Genomic DNA, 12,807 nt, shown 5'->3' on the forward strand with positions numbered 1-12,807 from the left:
TAAGTTCGACGCCTTATGTGGTGTTCGCCTGAGGAAAGAACTTCCCTGGTTTTACTACGCAAATCTGTCCCTCTTTGCGTCGGAGAGGGGTTTGGGGAGAGGCCTGCCGACTTGTGTATACACCGTGGCATTTTTAAGGGGAGCCAGCGCGGTCTTTTCCCTTAGCGCTAGCAGGTACTCTTTTCAATTGGAATTTTCTTGCAGGTTTGGTCAGAATATGCTCCATGTATCGGGTCTATCTTTGTAGTATATAAAGAAGCACTTTTGACCTGAGATTATGCCCTCCTCTAAAAAACCCTTTACCTACCCATCCAGCCACAAAAGCAATCAAGTCGATAACTACCACGGTACTTTAGTCGCAGATCCCTACCGTTGGTTAGAAGATCCTGACTCTGAAGAAACAAGGGCTTGGATTGAGGCACAAAATCAAGTTACTTTTGGCTATTTGAGTGAAATTCCTAGCAGAGAAAAAATTAAACAGCGCCTTACCAAACTTTGGGATTATGAAAAATATGGCATCCCTTTTAAAGAAGGCGAATCTCTGCAAGACGGTTCCACCGAACGCTACTTTTATTTCAAAAATGACGGGCTGCAAAATCAAAGTGTCCTCTACACTCTGAAAACCCTCGACGACCAACCCAAAGTTTTACTCGACCCCAATAAACTTTCAGAAGATGGTACTGTTGCTCTTTCAGGATTGTCTATTAGCGAGGATGGTAAACTTTTAGCATACGGTCTATCCGCCTCTGGTTCTGATTGGCAAGAGTGGAAAGTACGCGATGTTGAAACTGGTGAAGACCTGCAAGACCACCTGAAATGGATTAAATTTTCTGGTGCATCGTGGACACACGATCGTCAAGGTTTCTTCTACAGTCGCTACGATGAGCCGAATGAAAAAACTCAATTAGAAGATGTTAACTATTATCAAAAACTCTACTATCATCAACTAGGTAAACCCCAATCAGAAGACGTACTAATTTATCATCGTCCTGACCAAAAAGAATGGGGTTTTGGTGGCGGTGTTACTGAAGATGGAGGCTATCTAATAATTTCAATTTGGCTAGGTACTGACTCCAAAAATTTGGTTTTCTTTAAAGATTTGACTAACCCTAATGCTGAAGTCGTTGAACTAATTAACCAATTTGAGGCAGATTACAGCTTTATCGATAATGATGATAGCGTATTTTATTTCCGCACGGATTTAAATGCACCACGGGGAAGAGTTATTGCAATTGACACCAAAAATCCTGCGCCAGAAAATTGGCGAGAAATCATTCCCCAATCAGCAGAAACGTTGGAAAGTGTAGGCATACTCAATAACCAATTTGTTGCTGATTATCTCAAAGATGCTCACAGCCAAATTAAAATTTTTGACCTCAAAGGTGCATTTGTTCGCGAGGTAGAACTACCTGGACTCGGTTCAGCAGGTGGATTTGGTGGCAAACGTCATGATACCGAAACTTTTTATAGTTACACCAGCTTTACCACACCAGGAACTATCTATCGCTACGATATGGTAACTGGTAAAAGTACCATTTTCCGCCAGCCACAGGTAGATTTTAATCCTAATGATTACGAGACTAAACAAATCTTTTATCATAGCCAAGATGGTACTAGAGTACCAATGTTTATTACTCATAAAAAGGGTATAAACTTAGATGGAAATAACCCGACTTATCTCTATGCCTATGGTGGTTTTAATGCCTCAATGACACCTGGTTTTTCTGTGAGTCTTTTGGTGTGGATGGAGATGGGTGGTGTCTATGTTATGCCTAATATACGCGGCGGTGGAGAATACGGCGAAGAATGGCATCAAGCAGGAATGAAGGATAAAAAGCAGAATGTTTTTGATGACTTTATTGGTGCTGCGGAGTGGTTGATTGCTAATAAGTATACTAAGACTGAAAAGCTAGCGATCGCAGGTGGTAGTAACGGTGGTTTATTAGTGGGTGCTTGTATGACGCAACGTCCCGATTTGTTTGGTGCAGCTTTACCAGCAGTCGGCGTCATGGATATGTTGCGGTTCCACAAATTTACCATCGGTTGGGCTTGGACTTCCGAATATGGTTCAGCAGATAATTCAGAAGAGTTTCCAGCGCTATATGCTTATTCGCCACTACACAACATCAAACCAAATACAGCTTACCCAGCAACCTTAATTACCACAGCCGATCATGACGATCGCGTTGTCCCTGCTCATAGTTTCAAATTTGCCGCAGCTTTACAAGAGGCTCACGCAGGTGATACGCCAACGCTAATTAGAATTGAGACTAAGGCAGGACACGGTGCAGGTAAACCCACGGCTAAAATTATTGAAGAAGCCGCAGACAAATGGGCTTTTTTGGTGCGTACTTTGAATGTTGAAGTTTAGAAGATTTTTAGGGTGGGTATTGCCTACCCTATGAAACTAACCTAAGTGAATCATTAATCAATTTACGCAGCACCAATCGTTGTGTTTCCATGCTGATTGAAACTTGAGAGATGACTTAGCATTAAATAATTATGTAATAGCGATCGCTCGTAAAAATGACAATTTGAAAAATCTGTTGTAATAAGCCATTCATCAAAAGTTGCGATCGCCCAGATGCCAAATAAAAAGGGAATCGGGTTAAGCAATAAGGGCAGGGCTATTTCATTCTCATCTAGCCCACCTCAGAATTTATTCTGAGGCTAATAGTAAAAATCGTCTAAAGACGACTAGAAAGGCTTTTAGTCCACTAAGCGTGGACTTGGGCTATTAGCCCGGAACTTTAGTTCTGGGCGGTTTATGTCTAGAACGAAATAGCCCTGGCAATAAGGGTGAAGAGAAACGATTATTTACCTTCATCCTTACTGCTTTCCTTCATCTGAGCAAGAAGTTTAATTTTTTTAACCCTCTTGTGCTTAAAACGCGACAGCTTGGGCTGTCCCCTTCAGATGGATTGTTGTATAAGTTTGTTTCTGCCCCTGGTTGAATTGAGGAATTACAGAAAAGCGGTTTGTTGTGGTGATTCCTTTAGTTTCAACTTTTGCTTCGATGTTATTTCCAAGGTTTACACGAGGTATGAGCAAGGTAAATGTGGTATTCCCAGTATCTACTGTCTTTTTAATAGTCACAGTCACTAGTGTACCAATTTCCGTATCTACAGTACGGATGTCATTTCCCGTAAAGTTTAATGTCTGTTTCTGCTCTTGATAGTTGAAAAGGGGCTTACCAGTAAAGCTTGATGTTGAGTAATTAATACTGACTTTCTCGCCTTTTGAATTATATCCTGTGAAATTATACAAGTTCGGTGTTCTTTCTTCTTGGGCATGAGATTGTAATACAGGTATTGCTGCTAAGGTTATACCTAATGTGAATGATGCAATTAAGTTTCTCGTTTGCATATTTCAAAAAGTTATTGCTAGTTTGACGAAGATATCTACGCCGCTGGGATGACAAGGAATCAAACCAATTCTAAAAGTGGATATTCTGGAAAACTTGTCATACTTGTAATAATTTGTAATAGTGGGTAGACTTATATCTGTTTTGAAAATAGAGAAGAAGTGGCAAGTAATAAAGAAAGGGATTTTTATACCCTTGTTGTAGGCTATTACTCGTAAATGTCTTGCAAATAGGTGAACTTGAAAACCGACCATTACGGCATAGCGGAAATAAAGCTACCATTGAAAATGGTAAAAAAGGCGAGAATGTAGGTCTTTTGACTTCCAGAAAGCGATACTAAGGTTTTGTTTTATAATTAGAAATTTTGCATTTCCCATTGCTTATGAAGCTACGCTCATATATGCTTGTAGGATTTTTTCTTAGCCTTGTGCTAAGTATTGTGCCTTTGTCGGGCAATTTCACTAATGCTGCAACACCGACAGCAGTCGCACCTGTATCTGCTGTCTCATTCACCCAAGGGGTACAAAAAACGGTATTGGACAATGGTTTAACAGTACTAACTAAAGAAGTTCATACCGCTCCAGTCGTGAGCGTGCAAGTTTGGTATAAAGTTGGTTCGCGTAACGAGGTTAAGGGAGAGAATGGGATTTCTCACCAGCTAGAACATTTAATGTTCAAGGGTACAACTGCGCGTCCGGTGCAGTTTGGAAGGTTGTTTAGTGCCTTGGGTAGCCAGTTCAATGCCTTTACTAGTTATGACGAAACAGCTTACTTTGGCACAGTGCAACGAGACAAACTCGAAGCATTGTTGACACTGGAAGCCGATCGCATGGAAAACTCCTTAGTTGGGCCCGATCAACTCACAAGTGAAAAGCGGGTGGTGATATCCGAGTTACAGGGGTACGAAAATTCACCAGGCTATCGTCTGAGTCGGGCAGTGATGCGAGATGCTTTCCCTAGCAGAGCCTATGGCTTACCAGTGGGAGGCACAAAAGCAGATGTAGAAAAATTCACGGTGGAGCAGGTGCGGAATTATTACCAAACCTACTACAGCCCAGATAATGCCACGTTGGTGATTACAGGGGATTTTGACACGAAACCTGTACTCAAAGTCGTTCAAGAAACTTACGGGAAGTTGCCAAAACGAGCCAAGACGGCTGTGGCTAAAAATTCCGCCCAAATAACTACTCCTACCTCTGTTGCGAAAAAAGCACCGATTGTCCTCAAGCAACCTGGAAGTGCAGCACTATTGCAAGCGGTGTATCCTTTGCCAGATATCAAGCATCCTGATGTCCCGGCAATTGATGTGATGGATTCGATCCTCACAGGTGGACGTAGTTCTAGGCTTTACCAGGCTTTGGTGGAATCTGGACTCGCCAGTTCAGTCAGTGGCGGTGCTGCCGAACTCATAGAACCTGGTTGGTATGAAATTAATGCTACGGCGGCTCCGGGTCAAGAGTTAGGGAAAATTGGCCAAGTGCTTCAGGAATCTTTAGGAAAGTTGCAAGAGCAACCAGTCACCACAGAAGAATTGAACCGGGCGAAAACGCAACTACAAGCCTCGTATATCTTGGGTAACCAAGACATTACTAGTCAGGCAACCCAACTGGGGTATAACCAAACTGTAGCTGGCGATTATCGTTTTATTGAAAGGTATCTGGCTGCGATCGCTAAAGTCACCCCTACTCAAGTGCAAGAAGCAGCGAAAACTTACCTAAATCCGGCTAAACAAACCATCGGCTTCTTTGAGCCGACTCAACCAGATGGTAAACCAGGGAGTCCTAGCGCTGGTTCTGGCCGCACAGTGGAAAATTTCAGCCCTGGTAAGCCTGTAGATCCAGCAGAACTGGCTAAATATCTGCCACCTGCCACATCAGCTACAGATTCGAGCAAACAATCATTACCAGAAGAGTTTACCTTGAATAATGGTTTGCGGGTTTTGCTCTTGCGCGATCGCAACCTCCCCACCATTAACCTGAGCGGACAAATTGACGCCGGGACTGAATTTGACGGCAATCAAAAAGCTGGATTAGCAAATTTGACTGCGGCCAACTTAATGAATGGGACGCAGACTAAAAATGCTCTTACCCTAGCAAAAACCTTAGAAGACCGAGGAGCCGATTTGAGCTTCAGTGCCAGCCGCGAGGGAGCTAGTATTAGCGGTGAGGGACTTTCAGCAAATCTGCCGATATTGATTCAAACTCTGGCAGATGTGTTAAAAAACGCCACTTTCCCCGCCGATCAGTTAGAACTGAGCCGCCAACGCGCACTAACAAGTCTCAAAGTCCAGCTAGATGACCCCAGAGGACTGGGAAGACAAGTATTTCAGCAAGCAATTTACCCAGAAAATCATCCATTCCACAGCTTTCCCAGCTTCGAGAGCTTAAAGAGCATTACTCGTGAAGATTTGCTTGGCTTTTACCAGACACACTACCGACCAGATAACACGACGATCGCCTTAGTTGGAGACTTCGATCCAGTTAAGCTAAAAGCTTTGCTGAATCAGGAGTTTGGCAAATGGGAAACCACAGGTAAGCCACCTGTTCTCAAAATACCATCCGTGCCATTGCCGCAAACTTTGACACGTTTAAACAAAGTGATACCTGGAAAGTCCGAAGCTGTGACCTACATCGGCTACAACGGGATTTCTCGCAAAGACCCACGTTATTATGCAGCATTGGTACTGAATCAAATTCTGGGTGGTGATACCTTATCGAGTCGCTTGGGTACGGAAGTGCGCGATCGCCAGGGTTTAACCTACGGTATCTATAGTGGTTTTGCCGCCGGAATCAATCCCGGCCCGTTCTTGATTCAGATGCAAACTGCTCCTCTTGATACCCAAAAAGCGATCGCCAGTACTCTCGCTTTACTCAAACAGTTGCGCGAACAAGGAGTAACTGAGACTGAATTCAACGCGGCAAAACGCTCAATTACTAATAGCTACCCCGTGGATTTGGCTAATCCCAGTGATGTATCAAGCATCATTTTGGATAATGCTGTCTTGGGACTTTCGCGATCGGAAATCCGAGATTTTCCCCAGAAAATTCAAGCAGTTACAATGACTCAGATGCAACAGGCAATTGAGGATTTAATTAAGCCGGAAAATCTGGTAATTGTCACCGCCGGGCCTGGAGATACTGTACCCAAGGGCGGTTAATTATTAGCTGAGGCGGTAATTTTTCCATCACTAACGAAGAAGCTTATTTCTCGCTCACTATCTTGGCAAAATCCTGTTTTAAAAGGCTTGCTCTAGTTCCCTCCTTTTTAAGGAGGGTTACGGAGGATCGAGTCTTAACCTAAGCTTATTGTCAGATACAGCGGTTTTCAGTTGCACGGAATAAAAAGTTTTTATTAGGGGCGCACAGCTAGCTGTGCGCCCCTAATGCTCTGTATTATTCTTCAAATAAATTTTATGTGTTAACAGATACATATGCGAACAGATTGATAAAATATTTCTCTACCTAACGGAGGAATTGAGAAAGATAGTATCAAGACAAAATAAACAGATATTCCTATCATCTGACGAACTTTAACTCCTATTTCCCCATTGCTAGATAGCAATGGGGAATTTTTCAAAAGCTATTAACATAAAATTCTAATGAGATATTTATATGTTTTAAGGAGGAATAAGATAAAGCCCATAAATAATAAAAATTTAATTAACCCGATTACCTTACCAGACTTTAGTTTTAGCTCTACCTATGTTTTTATCTAAAGGGGGAGAGTTTATTTAAAAAATCGATAATATTTAGTCTTAGCGATCGCAGATGAGAGTGCTTTTAAAGCAATACACTTGGGTTAACAATTCACTCCTAAATAGAAAGCAAATTTTTAATTATTTTGTCTAGGTTTTCAAGTCCCTTCTCTATGTCAATTAAGTCGATGTATTGTAATGTAGCAGATTTAGCTAACTTTTTAGCTCGTTCATCGGTAGCTTGTCCACGTAAAGCATCTGCAAGTATATCTGCGGTTCTACCACTACCAGCAATCACAACAACTAACCTTCCAGTATTAACGCTAGAAAACGCATCCTCAAAGGTAATTTCACCACCGTTCAAAAGTACAGTTACCGAAGGCGCGTTATTGGCCAGCACAGTTGCAACCTGAGATATCCAAGGAGATTCGTCACCCCAATTATTGCCAGGAACCAGTACAAAATGAGTATGGTTTGGCTCTAATTGTGTCAAATCAGCAGTAGGTTCTTGTTGATTAGGTAAAGCCACTTTGCTTTCAGGTGTTACACCAATCAAAGCAAACTTAGCACCGATCTGGGTACGAGCCTCACCCATCAATTGCATGACTCCCACATCCGTACCTCCATCTACAACATAAGCCCCCAAACTTTCGGCGATGGGGGCTAAAACTTCCGTAAACAATCGTTGAATGGAAAGAAAGTCAGCTTCACTCATATTACTTGCACCACCCACCACCACCAGAACAGAACGCGAACCGCCAAGCCCTATCCCCTCAAGAGCATCTGGTAATTCGGCTTGTCGATCGACTCGAATAGCTAATGCTGTTTGTCCGCTGTCAAAGGTAAGTTTCAAAAAATTTTTCATTTGTCAAAATACTGGCTGCCTAAGTTTTCCAGCGTAGAACTTCGCAGCCATGTTCCGCAAGTGCTGTATTACGCACAGTCAATTGCCCAAGCGTTCAGCTTTTTGTCCCACAGAGGAGCGATGTCTCCGACGGGCGTAGATGCAGCAACAAGCTTTAATTAGCGCAGCTTCAAAAAGCAACGTTATGATAATTAATCGTCTAATAATAAATAAGTTGGCACAAATAAACCTCAATAGTACGGAGACGATTAATTGCCTCTGTAGAGCAGTCAAAAATCATTGAACTATAGACTTTGGGCTATAAACTCTTGAGAGTGGACTGTTAGGTGCTGTATCCAATCCAAATCAGCCGTTGTACAAATTTCCACAAGGATAATTGAAGTGACTAAGACTAACTCAGATTTTCTTTCCTCCACCGATCCAGCGATCGCGGAGTTAATCAACGACGAACTACAGCGTCAGCGAGATCACTTGGAGTTGATTGCTAGCGAAAACTTTACCTCTGCTGCCGTATTGGCGGCTCAAGGTTCAGTACTGACAAATAAATATGCTGAGGGATTACCTGGTAAACGCTACTATGGCGGTTGTGAGTATATCGACAAAATCGAGCAGCTAGCGATCGATCGTGCTAAACAGATATTTGGCGCTGCTCATGCGAATGTGCAATCCCATTCTGGCGCACAAGCCAATTTTGCAGTGTTCCTGTCGTTGCTGGAACCAGGGGACAAAATTATGGGGATGGATTTGTCTCATGGGGGACATCTCACCCACGGTTCCCCTGTAAACGTCTCAGGTAAGTGGTTCCAAGTTAGCCACTACGGTGTCAGCCAACAAACAGAACAACTTGACTACGATCAAATTCGGGAGCTGGCGCTGAGGGAGCGTCCTAAGCTGCTGATTTGTGGTTATTCGGCTTATCCCCGTATAATTGACTTTGAAAAGTTCCGTAGCATTGCTGATGAAATCGGCGCTTACTTACTTGCCGATATTGCCCATATTGCTGGTTTAGTTGCTAGTGGCCTTCATCCCGATCCCATTCCTCATTGTCATGTGGTAACAACAACTACACATAAGACTCTACGCGGCCCTAGAGGTGGTTTAATTTTAACTAACGATGCAGAACTAGGTAAAAAGCTAGATAAATCTGTTTTTCCTGGTAGCCAAGGCGGGCCATTGGAACACGTTATTGCTGGTAAGGCAGTAGCTTTTGGAGAAGCCCTGAAGCCTGAGTTTAAAACCTATTCTGCCCAAGTGATTGAAAATGCTCGTGCTTTGGCAGAACAACTGCAAAACCGGGGTTTAAAGCTAGTGTCTAATGGCACTGACAACCATTTAATCTTGGTGGATTTACGTTCTGTCGGTCTAACTGGTAAGCAGGCAGATCGGCTAGTTAGTACCGTGAATATTACTGCTAACAAAAATACTATTCCCTTCGATCCGCAATCGCCATTTATTACCAGTGGTCTGAGGTTAGGTTCGCCTGCAATGACCACGCGAGGTTTGGGAGTAGGAGAATTTACCGAGATTGCAAATATTATTAGCGATCGCCTACTTTCTCCAGATTCCGACGTAGTAACCCAAGATTGTCGGCAAAGGGTAGCGGCATTGTGCGATCGCTTCCCCTTATATCCTCACCTGGAAATTCCTGTACCAGCACTAGCATAGGCCATTGAGAAGAGGCAGAGGGCCACTTAGCAGGGAGCAATTTTTTATTCTCCCCCTGCTCCCCCTGCCTCCCCTGCTCCCCCTGCCCCCTACTCCCTACTCCCTATTCCGAATCTAATGAGTGCAGAAATTATTTGTGTTGGTACTGAACTGCTGTTAGGAGATATCCTCAACGGCAATGCTCAATTTTTAGCGCAACAATTAGCGCAGTTAGGTATCCCCCACTACTATCAAACAGTGGTTGGGGATAATCCAGAACGGTTGAAACAAGTTATAGAAATTGCTATTTCCAGAGCGCAAATTCTCATTTTCACTGGTGGACTTGGCCCGACACCAGATGATCTCACCTGCGAAACGATCGCCGATTTTTTTAAAGTCCCGTTGGTAGAACGCTCTGACATCATCGAAGACATAACCCAAAAATTCGCCCAACGCGATCGGGTTATGTCACCAAGTAACCGCAAGCAAGCTTTGATTCCCCAAGGTGCAGAAATTTTACCCAACCCCAGTGGAACAGCACCCGGTATCATCTGGCAACCCCGTCCTGAAATCACGATCTTTACCTTTCCCGGTGTGCCCAGTGAAATGCATCTGATGTGGCAAGAAACAGCCGTGCCATTTCTCAAAAGTCAAGGTTGGGGTAAAGAAATTATTTACAGCCGGAGTTTAAAGTTTTGGGGTATTGGTGAATCTGCTTTAGCGGAAAAAGTTTCTTCCTATTTGAAGTTGCCAAATCCGACAGTAGCCCCTTATGCAGGTAAGGGGGAAGTAAGATTGCGAGTTTCTGCTAAAGCCACTTCAGAAGTCGCCGCAGAAGATTTAATTGCGCCCATTGAGAAACAACTTAAAGAAATTGCCGGACTGGATTTTTATGGCGTTAATAATGATACTCTTGCTTCCGTAGTTGGTCAGTTATTGCGGGCATCAAAAGAAACGCTCTCGGTGGCAGAATCTTGCACTGGTGGCGGTTTAGGGCAAATGTTGACTGAGATTTCTGGGAGTTCTGATTACTTTTGGGGTGGCGTAATTTCTTACGACAATTCGGTGAAGGTTGGGCTGCTGGGGGTTAACCAGGAAGATTTAGATAAATTTGGAGCGGTAAGTGCTACTGTTGCAGAGCAAATGGCTATTGGGGTAAAAACCCGCCTTGGAACCACTTGGGGATTGAGTATTACTGGAATTGCTGGCCCAACTGGAGGGACAGATACAAAGCCGGTAGGTTTAGTTTATGTTGGTTTAGCTGGGCCAAAGGATGAAGTGACAAGTTTTGAATATCAGTTTGGTACAGTGCGAGGACGCGCTCTAATTCGTCATGTCAGCGCGAATGCAGCCTTGGATAATCTGCGGCGAAAGTTGTTGACGAGGTAGGAGTTATATGATGTTTGTCATACAAGTTGTATGACAAGCGAACCTAGGATGAAACACTATCACATTAATATTTTCTATAGTGAAGAAGATGAGGGCTATATTGCTGATATTCCTGATTTGAAATACTGTTCAGCGTTTGGTTCAACTGAAGAAGAAGCACTTCATGAAGTTTTGAAAGCAAAAGAAGCATGGTTAGATGCTGCGAAAAAGGAGTAAAAACTAATTCCTGAACAGAGATATCGTCTTGCAATTTACCAGATAGCCTCATGATTAGCAAAGAAGCGATGTCTGACGACAAGCCGCTCCACGTCTACGCACTTTTGCATAGAGGTTGCGTGCGATCGCCTTGGGAAAAAAATCTTAACACCAATATTCAAGTTACTTGATTGCAGCCAAATCACAGTTTAACTTTTTGTTAATAGAATCTATAACCTTAGCTTCTTCGGGTGTAATTACCCCATCTAAATGAGCAATTTTTTGACATTGCGCTAGTAAAGGTACGGCAAAATCACTATTAATTTGCTCAAGTAAAGTTTCTAAAGATGGTGGAGATTTGATATGAGAAGCGATCGCATCAATTGAAGGAGGACTAAGGTTGGCAGCTTGTAATTCTGGAAAAATATCTTCCCAAGATTTATCTGGATTACCTGCTAAGACAATGTGAACCAAAATCTGATCCATAATCTTTTCTTGAGAAATAGCGGCTTCGAGAAATTTTCCGCTCTCTAGTTGAGCATCTACTAATGTTGCCTCTAAAGTTAATGGATTCTGCTTTGCCTCATAAAACTGACAAGCCGCATAACCTAATGCGTAGATCATTACTGCATTTGAGCTAGCACCAATGACGGCTCCCGCTACTGGCAGATTTCGGAGTAACCCTAAACCAGCTTTGATTGCTGTTTTTCCACCTACCCCTAAACCAAAAATTGCTACTGCTTCTCCTCTGCGCTCGGAATCATTTAAATCCATTCCATAGGCAGCAGCAATTTGATACACCAACTCCACTGATAATGCAGATGTTGCAGCCCAATCCACTACAAACATTGCAGCTGCTTGTCCTGGTGTAAGACTACTAGCAAGCCCTGTTCCTCCTGCTAAAACAGCTTTTTCCAGCATAAGATGATGGGCAATTTGTGCTGGTTGTTCATTTGGGTGTTCTTGCTGTAGCTTTCTAACGGCAGCCTCGGCTTTAACTAAATCAACCTGTTGAATTAAAGGATTTAACCAATCTTGATTTAGAGATTTTATTGCTACTTGCAATTGAGGATTATTGCCAACAATTGCTAGTGCCTGCCCTACTATTTGTGTTGCCTGAAAAGCTGCACCACCAATCGCACCGCCAATACCTACAGCCGCCCCTGCAACAGCTTGCCCAGCTTGAACGGCAGCACTCCCTACTGCTCCTGCTGTTCCTGATACTGCTCCAAAAAATGATCCTAAAAAAGATGGTTTTTGTAGTGATAATTGACCATCTGTTGTTGTAATGGCATTGGAGGATACAATGTCAACATTTGCTTGAGCTATCGATGAAGGTGTAATTAGCTGTACTTTTAACTCAAGCTCTTGTTGCCAATCTGGAAAATCCTCGCCTGTTACTCTACCGTATATTTTGACATTCTTAAAAGATTGGATGCCTAAATTAATTAATCCATCACAAATAAGTGGGACTACTAACTGTTGTACTGGAACTTCAAATGATTCCAGCATTATCTGTAGACAATTTTGTTTTAAACTAGTCTTTGGCGTAATTTTGGGTAAATTTAACCACTGACTCACCAGAGTGTTAATCGCATTTGTATCACCCTGCTTGGCAAGTTCTAGAATGTTTAGCTGTATCATACTTAGTACTGG

General features: G+C 42.9%; 8 protein-coding genes. 5 read left to right on the plus strand and 3 right to left on the minus strand.

What is annotated here, in order from left to right; translation table 11 throughout:
• The first annotated feature begins 277 nt into the window (after nt 1-277).
• Nucleotides 278-2,371, plus strand: coding sequence for a prolyl oligopeptidase family serine peptidase (locus tag V7L01_RS25970; protein ID WP_335039884.1), 2,094 nt, complete (start codon nt 278-280; stop codon nt 2,369-2,371).
• A 512-nt stretch (nt 2,372-2,883) separates the two neighbouring features.
• Here the strand turns inward: V7L01_RS25970 and V7L01_RS25975 are convergent.
• Nucleotides 2,884-3,366, minus strand: coding sequence for a hypothetical protein (locus V7L01_RS25975; protein WP_335039886.1), 483 nt, complete (start codon nt 3,364-3,366; stop codon nt 2,884-2,886).
• Between the two features lie 380 nt (nt 3,367-3,746).
• On the opposite strand from V7L01_RS25975, the gene V7L01_RS25980 reads away from it, so the two are divergent.
• Nucleotides 3,747-6,521 carry a M16 family metallopeptidase gene (locus V7L01_RS25980; RefSeq protein WP_335039888.1) on the plus strand — a complete coding sequence of 925 codons (2,775 nt, stop codon included), beginning with the start codon at nt 3,747-3,749 and terminating at the stop codon, nt 6,519-6,521.
• A gap of 655 nt (nt 6,522-7,176) precedes the next feature.
• Here V7L01_RS25980 and V7L01_RS25985 read toward each other — a convergent pair.
• Nucleotides 7,177-7,923 (minus strand): hypothetical protein, encoded by a 747-nt coding sequence (locus tag V7L01_RS25985; protein ID WP_335039890.1) that lies wholly within the window; start codon nt 7,921-7,923, stop codon nt 7,177-7,179.
• 381 nt (nt 7,924-8,304) lie between these two features.
• Between V7L01_RS25985 and glyA the strand changes: the two genes are divergently transcribed.
• From glyA to V7L01_RS26000, 3 genes are all read left to right on the plus strand, one after another.
• The gene (gene glyA / locus V7L01_RS25990; RefSeq protein WP_335039892.1) at nt 8,305-9,588 is read left to right on the plus strand and encodes a serine hydroxymethyltransferase; all 1,284 of its coding nucleotides are present in this window, start codon (nt 8,305-8,307) and stop codon (nt 9,586-9,588) included.
• Between the two features lie 117 nt (nt 9,589-9,705).
• Nucleotides 9,706-10,956 carry a competence/damage-inducible protein A gene (locus tag V7L01_RS25995; RefSeq protein WP_335039895.1) on the plus strand — a complete coding sequence of 417 codons (1,251 nt, stop codon included), beginning with the start codon at nt 9,706-9,708 and terminating at the stop codon, nt 10,954-10,956.
• Nucleotides 10,957-10,986: 30 nt separating this feature from the next.
• Entirely contained in the window at nt 10,987-11,172 is a 186-nt protein-coding gene (locus V7L01_RS26000; RefSeq protein ID WP_335039898.1) for a type II toxin-antitoxin system HicB family antitoxin, read from the plus strand.
• 162 nt (nt 11,173-11,334) lie between these two features.
• On the opposite strand, the gene V7L01_RS26005 is transcribed toward V7L01_RS26000, so the two are convergent.
• Nucleotides 11,335-12,795: a hypothetical protein gene (locus V7L01_RS26005; RefSeq protein ID WP_335039900.1), complete on the minus strand. Its 1,461-nt coding sequence runs from the start codon at nt 12,793-12,795 to the stop codon at nt 11,335-11,337.
• Nucleotides 12,796-12,807 lie beyond the last annotated feature (12 nt).

Origin of the sequence: Nostoc sp., assembly GCF_036917095.1 — a bacterium.
GTDB lineage: Bacteria > Cyanobacteriota > Cyanobacteriia > Cyanobacteriales > Nostocaceae > Nostoc.